Below are 16,409 nucleotides of genomic sequence, written 5' to 3'. Positions count from 1 at the left end.
GCGACCATGGGGGCACCGACGAACTGCGTTTCGCGCTCATTGCGCTGCGCGCTCGATCACCTTGGCGACGTCGTCGGCCCGCGAGATCAGGCCGGCATGGCTGGCCGGAATCTCGGTGATATCGGCCTTCATTCGGCTGGCGAAGAAGCGCTGGGCATCGGGCGGAATGACCAGGTCCTGCGTCGTCACCACGTAGAAATTCGGCTTGTCATGCCACGCCGCCACCTCGGTCACCGCGTCGAAATTGGCCGGATTGGACGGGAGCTGTTTCGCGGCCAGGGCTTCGCCTTCGCTTTTGGGCAGGTCGCCGGCGAAGATGGCGGGGAAGGCGGCGGCATCGAAGATCAGGCCGCCTTGCTCGTTCGGCCGAATGGCCTTGGTGCCCTCGCTGGGCTCTCCGCCCTCCAACAGCTTGGTGAGCGATTCGCCTCTGTCCGGTCCGAAGGCCGAAACGTAGACCAGCGCCTTGACCTTCCGGTCGTTGCCGGCCTCGCCGATGACGACACCGCCCCAGGAATGGGCGACCAGCACGGTCGGTCCGGTCTGCGCGTCGAGCGCGGCCTTTGTCGCAGCGACATCGTCTTGCAGAGAGGTCAGCGGATTTCCAACCTGCGTAACCTCAAAGCCTTTTGCCTTCAGAATGGCGGCAACCTTGTCCCAGCTCGATTCATCGGCAAAGGCGCCGTGGACAAGCACGATGTTCCTTGCCTTTTCCTGGGCGAAAGCCGAGGTGGCGCCAAGGGTGGCCGCGGCGAGCATCAGGGTTCCGAGCACAGTTTGCATTCTGGTCTCCATCGATTTGGAAAGGGCCGGATAGCCGGTGTCGGATGGCATCCGCTCAGGAGCCGAGTTCGGGAACCGGCACGTCGAAGCAATTCAGCGCCATGGCGATGAGGCAGTAGGCGCCGATCAGGAACACGAGCTCTCCGACTCCGTCCCTTCCGAGAAGGTCGGTCGCACGCTCATAGGTCGAAGCCGGCAGAATTCGACCGTCGAGCAACGCCCGCGCGAGATCATGCGCGGCCGCGGTCTCGTCCCCGAGGTCGGATGGTCGCCCGCCGGCCGCCAGCGTCGCGATCTGACCGGCCGTGAGGCCCGCCACCTTTCCCATGATCTCATGGGCATAGAGTTCGTAACGGGCATTGAAACGCGCGCCGACCGTCAGGATCACCGTCTCGCGCACGCCGGCGGGAAGCCGGGCCTCGGTGCCGATCGCCGCCAGCAGCCGAAGCGCCGGAATACCGAACCGAGGGAAATGCAGCATTGCCGGGAAGGGGCCTACGAGTGCCCCTTGCGCATCCTGCGCGATGATCTCGGGCTGTCTGCGCACCATCAGATCGACAATCGTGTCGTGAACGCTGCGCAGATCCGGGGCGAGACCATCCGGCGGCAGAGGCGGCAGGCGCATGCTGGACCTCCGTCACAAGCCGTCGGCAAAACGGCCGTCGATCAGCACGAATGCCATGCGGCAATTGCTGCCCGAACGGTTGGCCCAGGCGTGGTTGGTGCCTCGCTGCACGACGACGTCGCCGGCGTGAAGCAGCGTCTCGCCACGGTCGACGACAAGCGTCATCTCGCCCTCGATCACGATGCCGTAGTCGATCGTTTCCGTGCGATGCATGAGGGGATGTGGCGCGCCCGCCTTGAACTGCGACGCCGTTGCGCTCCCCATGGCGCCGAACTTCTCATGGGCGCCCGCCTCGTCCAGCCGGCGAATTTCCTCGCCTTCCGGCGGGAAGTCGATGATCCGGATGCGGGTTCCGTTTGTCGGCGGAGCCAGGACCAACCCGCTTTCGGCGGGCTCCTCGGCCTGCCGGGCGATCTCGGCGGGGGCCGCGCCGGTGCTCCATATCTCGAAGAAGGTCGGTCCGCCCGGGCCGCCGACCTCAACCACCCGCGTGGGTGGCGCGTCGGACAGGATCACGGCTTCGCCGGCCTCGTCATGGCCGGTCACGATGCGCCTGAAGATGCCGCCCATCATCGATATCCCCCGTGACGCTGCGGCCGCTCGGAAAACGCACGTGCTGAGGCTTGAGGTGCATTTTGCCGGGCGGTCAGTACGTGGAAATCCTAGCAATGGGCGCGCGGCGTTTATTTCAGAATCTTGCGATTCTCCCGTCGGCGACGACACGCCGTTCTGGTATTGTCTCGGTCGCGACTGCAGATGCGAATGTTCTCATCCCTCCGGATTTTGCGACAGGTCACTGCATGCCCCAGTCCGCCCCCTCGAATCTGGAAGATCCGCGCGCGGCACGTGGCCTTGCGATTTGCGATGCCGCCGCGTCCGAGGCGATCCCGAGCAATTATCGCGAGAATGTCGAACGGTTTCGCATGGCGCCGGTTCGGAGCATCGGCATCGGCGCGAAGTCTTCCCTGAAGGCGTCGTTCTGGCGGACCGACCTCGAGGATACCGAGGTCTGCGGCGACCCCGACTACGGCGCCGTCATGATCCATCTCGGCGGCGGTCGCGTCTGGCGCAACGCCGATCCGATTCCGGGAGAGATGGGATCGATGACGATGCAGCCGTTCGAGACGACGCGATGGCGGCTCGAGGGCATGGTCAGTTTCGCGCACATCTTCGTGCCGCTGGTGCTGCTTGGCGATGTCAGCGAAAGTTTGTTCAGCCGCGATTTTGGCCGCGAGAACCTCTGGGTTCCGATGGCGACGCGCGATGAGCGCCTGTTCGCCGCGGTCAGTGCCGTCCAGGCCGGGCTTCTGATAACCGAGCCGACCAGCCTGCTTCTCGACAGTTGGGCGCTGATCCTTTCCGAGATCCTGGTACGGCGCTTTTCGAGCCATACCGGACGCCACGCAAGACCGACGAAGGGCAAGATCCCGTCCAGGGGCACCGCGCTTGTCGTCGATTATATCGAGGCCAATATCGAGCGCGATCTCGATCTTGCCGAATTGGCGGGCGTTGCGTCGATGAGCGTCTATCACTTCGCCCACCGCTTCAAGGAAACCGTGGGCATGAGCCCGCACGCCTACGTCCTGTCACGCCGCGTTTGCCGGGCGCAATGGCTTCTGGATCGCGGCGCCAACGGTCTGGCCCAAGTGGCAATGGCCTGCGGCTTCTCCAGTCAGGCCCATCTGACGACGGCATTCCGACGTCATCTCGGCCTGACCCCCGGCAACTACCGCCGCGCGAGGGCCTGACGCGCCGAATGGTCAAGAAGTTTCAGTTGGATACCACATATCGTGGTGCGCCTTGTCGGGCGGTCAAGATGACGACGCTGCATCCTTCAATGTCCGAAGCAATTGAAAGCGTCATTCGAGCAGCCATAAATGGGGGCTGAATCTTCGCAATCGCGCGCTATTGATGAGGGCTGGTCAAGCATGAAGCGCCATGACTTCGACGATCTCGCGGCCTTCGTAATGGTAGCGGAAGAGCACAGCTTCACCCGCGCTGCGGCCCGGCTTGGCATGTCGCCGTCAGGTCTCAGCCACATGATGAGGCTTCTGGAGGAACGGCTCGGGGTGAGGCTGCTCGCGCGCACCACCCGCAGCGTGGCGACGACCGAAGCCGGCGAGCGACTGCTTTTGACCTTGCGGCCGGCCTTCGAGGACATCGACCGGGGTCTGCAATCGCTCGGCGCATTGCGGGAAAAGCCTTCGGGCACGGTTCGCATAACCGCAGGCAAGCATGCGGCCGTTTCCCTGCTGGCTCCGATGCTGCCGCGCTTCCACCAGGACTATCCCGATATCAGGATCGAACTGATCGTCGACGACCGGCTCGACGACATCGTCGCCTCGCGCTTCGACGCGGGCATCCGCTTTGGCGAACGGATCGACCGGGACATGATCAGCGTCCGGATCGGCCCAGACCTGCGCGCCGCCGTCGTCGCCGCGCCCTCCTATCTCGCCCGCCGCCCGCCGCCGCTGAGCTTGAAGGATCTCGCGAGCCACGATTGCGTCAACTACTACATGAGGACGGCCGGCGCCTCGTACTCCTGGGAGTTCGAGGAAGATGGCCGCGACGTCGAGGTCAAGGTCAGCGGCAGCTTCGTGGTCAACGATCTCGAAATGATGCTGTCGGCGGCGCTTGCCGGTGCGGGCCTGGTCTACACATTCGAGGACGTCGTCGAAGAGCATTTACTGAGCGGCCGGCTGGTCAGGGTGCTGGACGCCTACTGCAAGCCATTCCCAGGCTATTACATCTATTACCCGAGCCGGCGGCAAATGCCGCCGGCGCTTGCCGTCTTTGTCGAGGCGCTGCGATCGAATTCGCGTCAATCTTCGGTTCAGGCCGCCTGATCGGCCGGCAGCGATGCCATGTCGATCACGAACCGATAGCGCACGTCGCCGCGTTCGAGCCGTTCGAACGCCTTGCCGATATCGCCGATCGCGATCATCTCGCACTCCGGCAGGATGGCCTTGCGGGCGCAGAAGTCCAGCATCTCCTGGGTCTGCCTGATGCCGCCGCTCGGCGTCCCTGCGATACGGCGACGCGCTCCGATCAGGCGCAGGTTGCTGAACGCCGGCGTGTCGACCAGCGAGCCGGCGATGACGAGCGTGCCGTCGGCATCCAGGAGGTCGAGGTAGGGGCCGAGATCGTGCTCGTAGGGCACGGTGTCGATGATGACGTCGAAGGCAAAGGCGGCCGACGCCATCTGCTCGGCCGAGGTCGACAGCAGCACGTCGTCCGCCCCCAGTTGGCGCGCGGTATCCGCCTTCCCCTCGGAGCGGGTCAGCACGGTGACATGCGCGCCAAGGGCGGACGCGAATTTGACGGCCAGATGCCCGAGGCCGCCCAGACCGACCACACCCACCCGGCTGCCGGGACCGACATTCCAGTTGCGCAGCGGTGAATAGGTGGTGATGCCGGCGCAGAGCAGCGGCGCGGCGCGGGCCAGATCGAGGCCATCGGGCACGCGCAGAACGAATTCCTCCCGGACGACGATGTGGCTGGAGTAGCCGCCATATGTGATGTCGCCGGTCACCCGGTCTTGTCCGTTGTAGGTCAGGGTGACGCCCTTGCGGCACATCTGCTCCTCGTTCCGGCGGCATTGGTCGCACTGCATGCAGCTGTCGATGATGGTGCCGACCGCGACAGGATCGCCGACCTTGAAGCGCGAGACGGCGCTGCCGATGGCGGAAACCCGGCCGACGATCTCATGGCCGGGGACCATTGGATAGATCGACCCGCCCCAGTCGTTGCGGGTCATGTGCAGGTCGGTATGGCAGACCCCGCAATAGAGGATGTCGATCGCGACGTCGTTGGCGCGCGGTTCGCGGCGCTCGAAGGAAAAGGGTTGCAACGGCATGTTTGCATCGGTTGCGGCAAATCCGGACGTTTTCAATGGTGCATCCTCGCCTGGCTGACGGAATTCGGCGGCGCGCAAACGAACGCGCTCAAGCAGATATAACCGCCATGGTCCTTCGGCATTAGCGGTCCGTTGCGGGATGGGTTTGTGAGCGCAGCTCAGCAATCGAGGTCTTGGCCGCTATGCCTTGCGAGGGTTTAGGCCAGAGCGCTTTGGGGCGGGCCGCCGTCGAGGCGTCGTCCGCTGGCGGCATCGAAGAAATGCGCCAGCGTCATATCGGGCCTCAGCCGAACCTGCTGGCCGACCTTCACGGCGATCCGCGCCGAGAAGGTGCCGACGATATCTCGGCTGCCGAATTTGAACAGAACCTGCGTCTGCCCACCCATCGGCTCGATCACCGCTACGCGGGCGGGAATGCCCTCGGTATCGTCGATGGCGAGCGTCTCCGAACGGAACCCGAAGACGATATTCTCCATCGGCAGCCATGTCGCTGCAGGGCACGGCAGCGCGGTGCCGTCGTCGATCAGGATCGTTCCGCTCTCGGCCAAAACGATGCCGGGCAGCAGATTCATCGACGGCAGGCCGATGAATCGGGCGACGAAGGTGTTGACCGGGCGGTCGTAGAGGTCGAGCGGCGTGCCGATCTGCTCGATGACGCCGTCGCGCATCACCACCACCCGGTCGGCCATGGTCATCGCCTCGACCTGATCGTGGGTGACGTAGAGGGCGGTGGTTCCCAATGTCTGGAGCAGTTCCTTCAACTCGGTGCGCATCTGCGCCCGAAGCTGGGCATCGAGGTTGGACAGCGGCTCGTCGAACAGGAAGGCGGCCGGCTGGCGCACGATCGCCCGCCCCATGGCGACGCGCTGGCGCTGGCCGCCGGAGAGGTGGCGCGGGTGGCGATCGAGCAGTGGCTTAAGCCCCAGCGTGTCGGCTGCCCGCTCGACCCGGCGGGCGACCTCCTCCGGCGCCGTCCCGGCCATCCGCAGCGGAAACCCGATGTTCTCGCGCACCGTCATATGAGGATAGAGCGCATAGTTCTGGAACACCATGGCGATGTTGCGGTCCTTGGGCGGGAGATCGTTGATCGGATGCCCTTCGATGGCGACCTCGCCGGCGGTGATCTTCTCCAGGCCCGCCACCATGCGCAGCAGGGTCGATTTGCCGCAGCCGGACGGCCCGACGAGCACGACGAATTCCCCGTCCGCGATGTCGACGGACACGCCATGCAGCACCTCGATGGCGCCGAAGGATTTGCGGACGTTGCGTATTGCGACCTCAGCCATGACGACGGCTCCTTTGGACGATGGATGGACGGCCTCAGCCTTTGACCGCGCCGGAGGCGATGCCGCTGACGATGTGCCTCTGGACGAAGAAGGTGAGCAGAATGACCGGCACGATCATGATGGTGGACACGGCTCCGAGCTGGCCCCACAACACCCCCTCCTCGACGCGCATCCGCGCCGCGATCACCGGCATCGTCACCGCGCGGGTCGTCGTCAGCGGCAGGGAGAACACCAGATCGTTCCAGGCGAGGAGGCCGGTAAAGATCGATGTCGCCGCCATGCCCGGTGCCGCCAGCGGCAGGATGACATGCCAGAACGCGCCGAGACGGCCACACCCATCGATCATCGCCGCCTCTTCCAGCTCGCGCGGCAGGTTTTGGAAGAAGCCGATCAACATCCATACCGCCAGCGGGATGGAGAGCCCGACATAGGGCACCAGCAACGCCAGATAGGTGTCGTTGAGGCCTAGCGGCTGCAGGAAGCGGAACAGCGGCACCACGAGCACGATCGGCGGCAGCATGCGCACACCGATGATGAAGACGGTGAGCGACGCCGTGCCTGCCGGCCGCAGACGCGACAGCGCGTAGGCCGCCGGGCAGGCGATGGCGATGGTCAGCAGCATCGACACCGCCGTCACCACGATCGAATTGACGAAGGCGAGTCCCAATGTCGAGCCCGCGTCGCCGCCCGAGAACAGCGCGATATAATGCTCGAGCGTCGGCGTGAACAGGATTTGCGGCGGGCTCGCCACCGCGATCAGCGACGGCTTCAAACTGGTGAGCATCATCCAGGCAAGCGGCGTCACGGCAACGGCGACCACCACGACGATGCAGACCGCGAGCAGCACCTTTTCCAGGCGTTGAAGAAGGATCATGACAGGGCCTCCCGCCTGAGCAGGCGCATGTAGGCGAGCGTGATGATCAGCGTGACGACGAGCAGGATGATCGACAGCGCCGCCGCCGCGCCGAGGTCGTAGTAGCGGAAGGCGGTGCGGTAGATGTCGATACCGATCACCAGCGTGCTGTCGGCCGGGCCGCCGCTCGTCAGCACCCAGACCGGCGTGAAGACGCGCAGCGTGAACATGGTGCGGAACACCAGCGCCAGCAGGATGATCGGCACGAGCAGCGGCAGCACGACAAAGCGGAAGCGCTGCCAGCGCGATGCGCCGTCGACCCGTGACGCCTCGATCAGTTCGTTCGGGATGGTCTGCAGCCCGGCGAGAATGATCAGCATGACGAACGGCGTGTGCTGCCAGATCTCCACCACCAATACCGAGACGAAGGAAAGATCCTCGCCGAGCCACACTTTCGGGCCGATGCCGACGACGCCGAGCAGAGCGTTCAGCAGGCCGAATTCGGTGTGGAAGATCAGCCGCCAGGACAGCGCTGCCACGACCTCCGAGATCAGCATCGGCATCAGCACCAGCGTGCGCACCAGATGGTTGCCGGGGAAATCGATGTTGAGCAGCAGCGCCAGCGCCGTGCCGATCAGCGTCTGGGCCAGCACGGCAAACGCGGTGAACGCCACCGTGATCCACAGCGCGTTGAGATGCGCCGGGTTGGTCAGGATATCGATGTAGTTGCCGAGCCCGGTAAAGGCGGTCTGGCGCGGGCGCAGCAGGTTGTACTGATACGTGCTGAGCCAGAGATTGTAGGCAAGGGGCACCAGAAGGATGACCAGAAGCGTCAGGATCGCCGGCGCCAGCAGCGTGTAGGCGAGGCTGCGGTCGCTGCGCGGGATCAGCCGCTGCAGGCCCGCCGCGGCGGTCGGCGGTCGGAACGTCGTAGGGCTGTGCATGTCGGGGTCCCTGGAGAATTTTCGAGCGGAGCGGATATCGGTTCGCGTGAAGAAAATGCTTTAATTCAATAGGATAGAGCGTTTCTGCGTTGCCATGAAACACGGAGACGCTCTAGGGAAACTGGAGGATGCGGGGAGGGCCGCATGGCGCTCCCCGCTCGCTGGCGGACGGTCGAGCCGTCAGAGCGCGGCATTCACTGCCTTTTCCGCGTCGGACAGCGCCTGCTGCGGCGTCTTTAGGCCCGATATGGCGGCGGACAGTTCCCGCGCCAGGATGTCCTCGACCTCCGTCCAGTTTTCGATCAGAGGCCGGTCCTCGGCGCTCTCCAGCGCGGTCAGCACGCTGGCGGCGGCGGGAAAGGCCTTCAGGTAGTCCGGATCGCGGTAGACCGCGGCCGAGGTCGGCGCATTGTTGTTGTCGACGGCGATCCGCTTCTGTTCGCTATCGCCGGCGATGAACTGGATGAATTGCTTCGCCTCGTCCGGATGGCGCGAGCTGTCGGCGACGCCGAACCCCCAGCCGGAAATCAACGTGCGGCCGGTCTTCAGGCCCGCGTCGGGATCGTAAGGCAGGAAGGGAGCGATATCGAGCTTGCCCGCCACCTTCGATTCCTTGGCGCTGTTCATGTTGAGGTAGTAGGGCGAATAGGTGATCGCCATGGCACCGATGCCCTGCGACATCGCCGTGATGATGTCCGACTGCTCATAGGCCTTGGCGCCGGGCGGGACCAGGCCGTCCTTGACCAGGCCGACGAAGTATTCCGTCGCCTTGAGGCCGGCCGGCGTATTGAAAGCGGCGTGTTTCTTGTCCGGCGTCAGAATGGCGCCGCCATGGCCGAACAGGAACGGGATCCATTGCACGACGAGGTAGTTGCCCTGCTTCAAGGCGGGAACAAAGCCGTAAACACCATCCTTGGTCAGCGTTGTGGCGGCGGCGCGGAACTCCGCCCAGGTCTTGGGTGGTGTCAGTCCCGCCTGGTCGAGCAGGTCCTTGCGATAGATGAGCACCCAGCCGGCGATGCGCACCGGCAGCGCCAGAAGCTTGCCGTCGCTGCGGAACAGGTCGACCATCGATGGAATCAGGTTCGATGTGTTCACGTCGTCAAGCGGCTTCAGAAACGGCGTCAGCTCCGGCAGCCAGATCGAACCGTCGATGCTGACGATGTCGATGTTGCCGGTCTGGCCGACCAGTTCCAGAAGCTGTTTTTCGCGGACTTCCGCGTAAGGGTACTGGATTACCCGCACATTGATGCCGGTCTGTTCGCGAAATTGGTTGGCCGACGACTCGAACGTCCGGCCGGACCCGCCAGCCGATACGAGAAGGTTGAGCGTCTGGGCGGCGAGGGGGCCGGCCGTCAGCGCGAGAAGCGCCGCCGCGGCGACGAGGGCTCTTGCAAACATTGGTGTCCTCCCTGGTTTCGGTGGCGGTTGGTCCGCCCACCCGTCATTTCTGTCGGTCGCGGCGGGCCGCTCTTCGGGCCCGCCGCGTGTCATGCCTTCCTTTCGTCCGTCACCATTTCTCGACGGCGAAGACCTGGGCGGGGAAGCCGCCCTGGTGGCTGGCGGGTAGCGCGCAGATGGCGAGCACGAAGCGCTTCTGGCGCAGCAGTTTCATGTTCACGCACCACTCGACGACCGGAATGTCGTTCTTGTGCAGGAAGTAGTGGATCTTGTTGGGGGTGTACTTCACCAGCGGGCTCGACGGCATCGGGTCGCTCTTCTCGACGGCGAAGTCGAGCACGAGCGCGCGGATCTTATGCTTCACCAGCCACATGGCGGCGTCGGGCGACAGGCCGGGAGTGTTGCCCGGCGTGCTGCCGTAGAAGCTCCAGTCGGTGATGTCGGCGCGCATGACGCAGATGTCGCCCGGTCTGATGCCGGGATTGTTGCGTTCCAGATGACGGCTGTCGATCTGCTGCAGCGGCCCGACTTGGTCGGCGAGGTCGATCAGCACCGCCTCGCCGACCAGCCGATCGCGCGGAATGCGGATGTAGCGCTTCAGCACTTCCTCCGGCACGCCATGCCGACCCCACGGGTCGAAGAATGCCGCCTCGATGTGGGTGCCGGTGCCGTGTGCGTATTCGATATACATGTCCGGCCCGACTTCCCGTCCGGCGTCGACCATGCGGAACGGCGTCAGGCGGGTGGCGCGCTGGGTCTTGCCTTGTTCCTCGCGCGGCTCGATGCGGCCCGGCCACGGGTTGGGGTAGTCGCCGATCTCATCGAGGGCGACCTCGCTGACCGGTAGTGTGAAGGGCAGGGGATCGTTCTTGTGGGTGTTCGGAAAGAAGTCGACCTCGTGCGACAGATCGACGAAATCGGTCGGGTTGTCGAGATCGACCGCGAAGGCGCGCACCGGCCCTCCGACCGCCCAACGGATCGGCAGCGGAATGCCGATGAAGGCGGTGCCGTGACGTGGCTCGATGTCCGAGAGGTTGGCGAGGTCGTCGACGACGACGATGCCGGCGCGATTGAGCTGTTCGTAGATCGCCGCGTCGCCCTTGCCGGCATAGCGGGGATCGATGCTGCGGGAATCCGTTCCGAAGACGCGAATGCCGAGGCCGGCGAGGAACGCCGCCGCGTCTGCGTCGAGAACCGGCGAGCCGGCGAGATAGTCGGCCGACGGCTCCACCGGCCGGCCGCGCGAATAGTCCGTGCGGGCGAAAAGAATCCGCTCCGGCTTGCGTTCGCCGAGCGCGGCGCGCAGGGCATCCGCGGTGATCACGCCACCGGCGACGTCGCCGAGGTCGATCAGCGTGAACGACCCGACCAGATCGCGCGCCGGTAGTTCGGCCAGATACTTGCCCGCCCACCCGTCGGTTTCGCTGGGATTGTGGAAAGTGGCGTAGGTGGTCCAGGGCTTGGTGGTCAGAATCTGCTTCTGGAAGATCTCGCCCGGCTGCACGCCCGACATGGCATACGTGGAGCGGTAGAAGCTCAGGATGTCGACCTTGTCGCGTTCCGCCCCGACCGGTTCGTAATGAATCGGTGCCTCCGGCCGGTAGCCGAGATTGGGCCGGATGACTCCGTCGCCGTCGCCCACGGGGGCCGGATAGGGTTTGAATGTAAGGTCGACATGTCTATACATGGCTATCGCTCGTGATCCGATACCGGGACAATGATCGTCATGCAGTGGTTGAGCCTATGCATGACGCGCCTGATAGTTGATGCGCCGGGCATCCCGAGTGCTTTGCGCCGGAAATACATTCCATTGACTGATATCGGGTTCAAACGATAAAACTTCCTCGTTCGCATTCCTTCTGCTCATGTCGACGGAGTGATGTGTTGGTCCGTTGGCATCTTCCCCCAATGAATGCCCTGAGGGCTTTCGAGTCCGCCGCGCGTCTGGAATCGATGTCGGAAGCGGCGGACGAATTGCACGTGACGCAGTCCGCGGTGAGCAAGCAGGTCAGGACGCTGGAGGATTGGCTTGGCGAGCCACTGTTCGAGCGGCTCCATCGCGAGATTCGACTGACCGCGAAAGGGCGGAGCTATTTCGAGAAGATCACCGAGCTGCTGTCGCAACTCGACGAGGTAACGCGGGCGCTGGCCAAGCCTCAGGAGCGCGTCACGGTCCGTTTCCTCGGCTACCAGAGCTTCAACATGCGCTGGCTGATCCCCCGCCTTGCAAGCTTCTACGCCGAGCATCCCCACATCCAGGTAGAAATTTCGGCCGACAACGGGCCGGTCGATCTGCGCCGCAGCCAGGCCGACTGCGCGATCCGTACCGGCACCCGCGATGACTGGCCGGGATTTCACGCCACGCACGTAGCGCCGATCGTCTTTCGCCCGGTCTCGCGTCCGCTTCGCACCGGCGACCCAGCGCTCGACACGGTAGCCGACCTCGGCCGCCATGTTCTCATCGTGTCGCGGACGCGCTCCGATATCTGGCCGAAATGGCTTCAGGCCGCCGGCCGCGCCCAACTGGAACCGGCCGGCTGGCTGGTCTTCGATCACGGCTCATACTGCTATCAGGCCGCGCTCGAAGGCGTCGGCGTCGCGCTCGCCGAGACGATCCTCGTCGAGGAGGACGTCCGCCTCGGTCGCTTGTTTTATCCGTTTCTTCTCAACTACCAGGACGATCTGTCCTATTATTTCCTGTACCCGAACTCCGGCGCCAAGCCCGGCGTGCGCGAATTCGGCGAATGGCTCGTCCGCCAGGCCACGGCCCCGCGCGCGTCGTCGTGAGCCAGGTACAGGCAACTCTGTCGCCGGATTCATGCGGCACGATGACGACGTACGGATCCGAGAGTACCGGCCCCCGAGGGAGCAGTCGGCCCGACATCCAACGGGAATCCGGGCTATTCTTCGTGCTCGGCGATCACGGCGAGAAAGGCATCGCCGTAGCGATCGAGCTTGACCTCTCCGACGCCGGGGATCTTCGCCATCTGGGACCGCGAGCCGGGGCGCGCGGCGGCCAGTTCGATGAGCGTCCTGTCGTGGAAGATCACATAGGGCGGCACGCTCTGCGCGCGGGCGATTTCGGTGCGTTTCTCGCGCAGCGCCTGGAACAGCGTCCGGTCGGTCTCCGGCAGGGCGGTCGGCGTCCGGGAGGCGGCGCCCTTGACCCGGGTGGCTCGCGGTTTTGTCGGCACCCGCAGCATGAGGGACGGTCTTTCGCGCAGAAACCGGCGGCCGGCCTCCGAGATCGACAGCCCGCCGTGGCCGGCCAGGTCGACGTCGACAAGCCGAAGCGCGATCAACTGGCGCAGGATCGCCCGCCAGGTCCGGCTGTCGTGCTCCTTGCCGATGCCGTAGGTCGAGATACGGTCGTGGCCGAACTGGGCGATGCGCTCGTCCGATCCGCCCAGCAGCACCTCGACGATGTAGGCCTGGCCGAAGCGTTCGCCGGTCCTGTGGATGCAGGACAGGGCCTTCAGCGTGGCGACCGTCCCGTCGAACAGGTCCGGCGGCTCGGCGCAGGTGTCGCAATTGCCGCAAGGCCCGGAATGGTCGCCGAAATAGGCCAGCAGCGCCTGTCTCCGACAGCCTGCCGTCTCGGCGAGGCCCAGGAGCGCGTCAAGCTTCTGCCGCTCCGTGTGCTTGCGCGGCTCCGGCGCGTCGGACTCCTCGATGAAACGCCTGCGCAGGACGATGTCTTCGTGGCCGTAGAGCATCAGCGTGTCCGACGGCAGTCCGTCGCGGCCGGCGCGCCCGGTCTCCTGGTAATAGGCCTCGATGCTGCCGGGCAGGTCGAGATGCGCGACGAAGCGCACGTCGGGCTTGTCGATGCCCATGCCGAAGGCGATGGTGGCCACCATGATGACGGCCTCCTCGCGATGGAAACGCGTCTGGTTCGTCTGGCGCTCCGCCTTGTCCATGCCGCCATGGTAGGGCAGCGCGGTATAGCCCTGGTCGCGGAGCCAGGCCGCCATCTCCTCCGTCTTTCGCTTCGACAGGCAGTAGACGATGCCGCTTTCGCCCTCGTGCTCCTTCAGGAAGTGCTTCAGTTGCGCCCGCGGATTGTCCTTCTCCGCGATGGCATAGCGAATATTGGGGCGGTCGAAGCCGGCAATGAAGGCATCGCTTTCGGCGATCCGGAGATGCGACAGGATTTCCGCGCGCGTCGGCGCATCGGCGGTCGCCGTCAGCGCCATGCGCGGCGTGTCGGGGAATTGCGCGACGAGCGCGTCGAGCTGACGGTAGGAGGGACGGAAATCGTGCCCCCACTGCGACAGGCAATGCGCCTCGTCGATGGCGATCAGCGACAGCGGCGTGCGGTGCAGCAGGTCCAGAATGTCGGGTCTCAGCAGCGTCTCGGGCGCGACGTAGAGGAGATCCAGCGCCCCGCTCGATATCTCGCGCCACAGCATATGCCGCTCGTCGCCCTGCAGGTCGGAATTGAGCGCGGCGGCCTTGACGCCCGCCTGCCGCAGCGCCGCCACCTGATCGGCCATCAGGGCGATCAGCGGCGAGACGACGAGGCCCATGCCGGGCCGGGCCATCGCCGGTATCTGATAGCAGAGGGATTTGCCGCCGCCCGTCGGCATCAGCACGAAGGCGTTGTTGCCGGCCATGACGTGGTCGACGATGTCAGCCTGGAGTCCGCGGAAGGCATCGTAGCCGTAGACGGTTTTCAGGATATGCAGGGGATCGGCGATCACGACGGCTCGGAAAAGAATCGGAGGGACGAGATGTCATAACAGGTTCGTCGCCGGCCCGCCCGCATGGAGAAGCGCGATGATGCTTCATTGGTATGGCATCAAGCGGTGGGAACCGTGCCGCCGTCGATGGTGAATTCGGTTCCCGTGATCGCAGCGGCTCGCGGCGATACGAGAAAGGCGATGAGGTCGGCGACCTCCTGCGGCTTGGCCGGCCGGCCGAGCGGAATGCCGCCGAGCGCATCCATGATGATCCGCTTGCCGCCCTCGTAGTCGGTTCCGGCGCCGGCCGCCAGACGTTCGGCCAGCGCGACCGCGGCCTCGGTCTCGATCCAGCCCGGCGAGACGCGAACGACACGGATGCCCTGGGGCGTGACCTCCTTGGAGAGACTCTTGCTGTAGGTCGACAGCGCGGCCTTGGCGGCGGCGTAAGCCGTCGTCGAGTCCGGCAGCGGCAACACGTGCTGGATCGACGTCACGTGGATGACGACGCCGGACCCCTGCGCGATCATCGACGGCAGCAGCGCCCGGTCGAGGCGCACCGCCGGCATGAGGTTGAGATCGAGTTCCCTCGACCACTGCTCGTCGGTCAGCGCCGCGAAGCCGCCGGCAGGCGCCGACGAGCCGCCCAGCACATCGACGAGGATGTCGATGCCGCCCAGACGGTCGAGGACGGCTTCGGCGACCCTGCCGCAACCGTCGGCCTTCGTAATATTGGCGGCGACATAGTGGACGTTTTCCGGGGAACCGTCCGGCACGGTGCGTGCCGTGGCGATCACTTCGACGCCGGCGGCGGCGAGGGTGGCGACCACGGCCGCGCCGACGCCCTTCGTGCCGGCCGTGACCAGCGCGCGGCGGCCGGCAAGTTCGAGGTCGAAGCTCATGGAGTGATCTCCAGCGCGGCGATCCTGTCGCCGTCGAGGCGGAAAAGGAAACGCAGATCCACCGGGCTTCCCGGGAAGTTGCCGGTCAGCCGGCTGGTGACCACGGTCCTGTCGCCCTCGACGGCGATTGCCCTGGGCTCGCTGACGTAGCTGTATCTGGCGGAAACATCGGTCTTCCATGCCTGGATGGCTTCGCGCCCCGTGTAGGTTTGGCCTTCGTCCTTGACGACGGCGGCATCCGTGAAGCATTGCGCCACGGCGTCGCCGTCTTTCAGATCGGCTGTGAAGTAGGCGGCTATCGGCGCCGGCAGATTGATCATGTGGTTCTTCCTTTGGTGAGCGCTTGCATCCGGCCATCGGATTGCGTGAGGCGGAAAATGGCTGTAGCCTTACCAAATGACAAGAACGCACGAAAAAGTTAGGTACTCACCTGAAAGTAAGTCTCATGCCTATACGCGCGAGACGGCCGCCGAAGGTGTCGAACAGGCTTTGAAACTGCTGGAAGGCCGATGGAAGCTGGTGATCCTGTTCCATCTCTTCGGCGGCCGGATCATGCGCTTCTCCGATCTCGAACGCGCCATTCCCGGCATTTCCCAGAAGATGCTGATCCAGCAGCTCCGGCAGATGGAAGGCGACGGCATCGTCCGCCGCATCGTCCATCATCAGGTTCCGCCGAAGGTGGAATATGCCCTGACGGACTGGGGGCAGGATTTGTGCCCGGCTTTGGATGCCCTGCTCACGTGGGCGGCCAATCGCCCGGCGCCCGATGACGCCGCCGACACGGCGGACCCGGGAGCGCCGGCGAAGATGGCCGAGACTTGACAGGGGCGAGGGCCATCCGTCTGGTCCCGCGCCCGCGGCTCTAGAGCAATTTCAGCAAAAGTGGGAACCGGTTTTGTGTCCGAAATTGCGCCTAATCAAAGAGATAGAGCATTTTTGGCGAACCTGTTCACCGTACACGACAGTTTAAGTGAGAGCGGGATGAAGGGGTAAGATTGAAGATTCTTCGCCAAAAGGATCTTCAGAGATGACCGCCGTTCAAACCGCCCTCATGCTGACGCTATCGACGCATTTTGC

At 64.8% G+C, this 16,409-nt stretch carries 16 protein-coding genes; 4 read left to right on the top strand and 12 right to left on the bottom strand.

Going from position 1 to position 16,409, the window contains the following annotated elements; translation table 11 throughout:
- Positions 1-36: 36 nt before the first annotated feature.
- From CJ014_RS18615 to CJ014_RS18605, 3 genes are read right to left on the bottom strand one after another with little or no spacing between them, the layout of a single operon-like run.
- A complete protein-coding gene (locus CJ014_RS18615; RefSeq protein WP_100082083.1) occupies positions 37-783 on the bottom strand; it encodes an alpha/beta fold hydrolase in 747 nt (248 codons plus the stop codon).
- A gap of 55 nt (positions 784-838) precedes the next feature.
- Positions 839-1,408 (bottom strand): carboxymuconolactone decarboxylase family protein, encoded by a 570-nt coding sequence (locus CJ014_RS18610; RefSeq protein WP_100082000.1) that lies wholly within the window; start codon positions 1,406-1,408, stop codon positions 839-841.
- A gap of 12 nt (positions 1,409-1,420) precedes the next feature.
- Entirely contained in the window at positions 1,421-1,981 is a 561-nt protein-coding gene (locus CJ014_RS18605; protein ID WP_207765805.1) for a cupin domain-containing protein, read from the bottom strand.
- A 227-nt stretch (positions 1,982-2,208) separates the two neighbouring features.
- On the opposite strand from CJ014_RS18605, the gene CJ014_RS18600 reads away from it, so the two are divergent.
- Together CJ014_RS18600 and CJ014_RS18595 are read left to right on the top strand one after the other, a co-directional pair.
- Positions 2,209-3,156, top strand: coding sequence for a helix-turn-helix domain-containing protein (locus CJ014_RS18600; RefSeq protein WP_165790904.1), 948 nt, complete (start codon positions 2,209-2,211; stop codon positions 3,154-3,156).
- Positions 3,157-3,336: 180 nt separating this feature from the next.
- Positions 3,337-4,254: a LysR family transcriptional regulator gene (locus CJ014_RS18595; RefSeq protein WP_100081997.1), complete on the top strand. Its 918-nt coding sequence runs from the start codon at positions 3,337-3,339 to the stop codon at positions 4,252-4,254.
- Here CJ014_RS18595 and CJ014_RS18590 read toward each other — a convergent pair.
- From CJ014_RS18590 to CJ014_RS18565, 6 genes are all read right to left on the bottom strand, one after another.
- Positions 4,242-5,300: an NAD(P)-dependent alcohol dehydrogenase gene (locus tag CJ014_RS18590; protein ID WP_100081996.1), complete on the bottom strand. Its 1,059-nt coding sequence runs from the start codon at positions 5,298-5,300 to the stop codon at positions 4,242-4,244. The two genes, CJ014_RS18595 and CJ014_RS18590, sit on opposite strands and share 13 nt — an antisense overlap.
- A 161-nt stretch (positions 5,301-5,461) precedes the next feature.
- Entirely contained in the window at positions 5,462-6,550 is a 1,089-nt protein-coding gene (locus CJ014_RS18585; protein ID WP_100081995.1) for an ABC transporter ATP-binding protein, read from the bottom strand.
- Positions 6,551-6,584: 34 nt separating this feature from the next.
- Positions 6,585-7,424, bottom strand: coding sequence for a carbohydrate ABC transporter permease (locus CJ014_RS18580; protein WP_100081994.1), 840 nt, complete (start codon positions 7,422-7,424; stop codon positions 6,585-6,587).
- Positions 7,421-8,347: a carbohydrate ABC transporter permease gene (locus CJ014_RS18575; protein WP_100081993.1), complete on the bottom strand. Its 927-nt coding sequence runs from the start codon at positions 8,345-8,347 to the stop codon at positions 7,421-7,423. Before CJ014_RS18575 ends, CJ014_RS18580 begins: the two co-directional genes overlap by 4 nt.
- Positions 8,348-8,527: 180 nt before the next feature.
- Positions 8,528-9,748: an extracellular solute-binding protein gene (locus CJ014_RS18570; RefSeq protein WP_165790903.1), complete on the bottom strand. Its 1,221-nt coding sequence runs from the start codon at positions 9,746-9,748 to the stop codon at positions 8,528-8,530.
- Positions 9,749-9,857: 109 nt separating this feature from the next.
- A complete protein-coding gene (locus CJ014_RS18565) occupies positions 9,858-11,435 on the bottom strand; it encodes a cyclase family protein (RefSeq protein ID WP_100081991.1) in 1,578 nt (525 codons plus the stop codon).
- Positions 11,436-11,656: 221 nt separating this feature from the next.
- Here CJ014_RS18565 and CJ014_RS18560 point away from each other — a divergent pair, with 221 nt between their 5' ends.
- Positions 11,657-12,535 (top strand): LysR substrate-binding domain-containing protein, encoded by an 879-nt coding sequence (locus tag CJ014_RS18560; RefSeq protein WP_100081990.1) that lies wholly within the window; start codon positions 11,657-11,659, stop codon positions 12,533-12,535.
- Between the two features lie 113 nt (positions 12,536-12,648).
- Here CJ014_RS18560 and recQ read toward each other — a convergent pair whose 3' ends face one another.
- The 3 genes from recQ to CJ014_RS18545 form a co-directional block, all read right to left on the bottom strand.
- Positions 12,649-14,451, bottom strand: coding sequence for a DNA helicase RecQ (gene recQ, locus CJ014_RS18555; protein ID WP_100081989.1), 1,803 nt, complete (start codon positions 14,449-14,451; stop codon positions 12,649-12,651).
- Positions 14,452-14,549: 98 nt separating this feature from the next.
- Complete coding sequence (locus CJ014_RS18550) at positions 14,550-15,332, bottom strand: SDR family oxidoreductase (protein ID WP_100081988.1); 783 nt, start codon at positions 15,330-15,332, stop codon at positions 14,550-14,552.
- A complete protein-coding gene (locus tag CJ014_RS18545; RefSeq protein WP_100081987.1) occupies positions 15,329-15,652 on the bottom strand; it encodes a nuclear transport factor 2 family protein in 324 nt (107 codons plus the stop codon). The genes CJ014_RS18550 and CJ014_RS18545 overlap by 4 nt, the downstream gene beginning before the upstream one ends.
- Before the next feature lie 76 nt (positions 15,653-15,728).
- On the opposite strand from CJ014_RS18545, the gene CJ014_RS18540 reads away from it, so the two are divergent.
- Positions 15,729-16,154 carry a winged helix-turn-helix transcriptional regulator gene (locus CJ014_RS18540; RefSeq protein ID WP_100081986.1) on the top strand — a complete coding sequence of 142 codons (426 nt, stop codon included), beginning with the start codon at positions 15,729-15,731 and terminating at the stop codon, positions 16,152-16,154.
- The last annotated feature ends 255 nt before the right edge of the window (positions 16,155-16,409 follow it).

The organism is Pleomorphomonas carboxyditropha, from assembly GCF_002770725.1.
Lineage (GTDB): Bacteria > Pseudomonadota > Alphaproteobacteria > Rhizobiales > Pleomorphomonadaceae > Pleomorphomonas > Pleomorphomonas carboxyditropha.
This window is presented reverse-complemented; position numbering and strand designations above follow the sequence as displayed.

Coding starts and splice junctions, on each gene's coding strand:
- CJ014_RS18570 (WP_165790903.1), bottom strand. CDS start 9,748: ATGTTTGCAAGAGCCCTCGTCGCCGCGGCGGCGCTTCTCGCGCTGACG.
- CJ014_RS18610 (WP_100082000.1), bottom strand. CDS start 1,408: ATGCGCCTGCCGCCTCTGCCGCCGGATGGTCTCGCCCCGGATCTGCGC.
- CJ014_RS18550 (WP_100081988.1), bottom strand. CDS start 15,332: ATGAGCTTCGACCTCGAACTTGCCGGCCGCCGCGCGCTGGTCACGGCC.
- CJ014_RS18605 (WP_207765805.1), bottom strand. CDS start 1,981: ATGATGGGCGGCATCTTCAGGCGCATCGTGACCGGCCATGACGAGGCC.
- CJ014_RS18580 (WP_100081994.1), bottom strand. CDS start 7,424: ATGATCCTTCTTCAACGCCTGGAAAAGGTGCTGCTCGCGGTCTGCATC.
- CJ014_RS18545 (WP_100081987.1), bottom strand. CDS start 15,652: ATGATCAATCTGCCGGCGCCGATAGCCGCCTACTTCACAGCCGATCTG.
- CJ014_RS18600 (WP_165790904.1), top strand. CDS start 2,209: ATGCCCCAGTCCGCCCCCTCGAATCTGGAAGATCCGCGCGCGGCACGT.
- CJ014_RS18585 (WP_100081995.1), bottom strand. CDS start 6,550: ATGGCTGAGGTCGCAATACGCAACGTCCGCAAATCCTTCGGCGCCATC.
- CJ014_RS18565 (WP_100081991.1), bottom strand. CDS start 11,435: ATGTATAGACATGTCGACCTTACATTCAAACCCTATCCGGCCCCCGTG.
- CJ014_RS18540 (WP_100081986.1), top strand. CDS start 15,729: ATGACAAGAACGCACGAAAAAGTTAGGTACTCACCTGAAAGTAAGTCT.
- CJ014_RS18615 (WP_100082083.1), bottom strand. CDS start 783: ATGCAAACTGTGCTCGGAACCCTGATGCTCGCCGCGGCCACCCTTGGC.
- CJ014_RS18595 (WP_100081997.1), top strand. CDS start 3,337: ATGAAGCGCCATGACTTCGACGATCTCGCGGCCTTCGTAATGGTAGCG.
- CJ014_RS18575 (WP_100081993.1), bottom strand. CDS start 8,347: ATGCACAGCCCTACGACGTTCCGACCGCCGACCGCCGCGGCGGGCCTG.
- CJ014_RS18560 (WP_100081990.1), top strand. CDS start 11,657: ATGAATGCCCTGAGGGCTTTCGAGTCCGCCGCGCGTCTGGAATCGATG.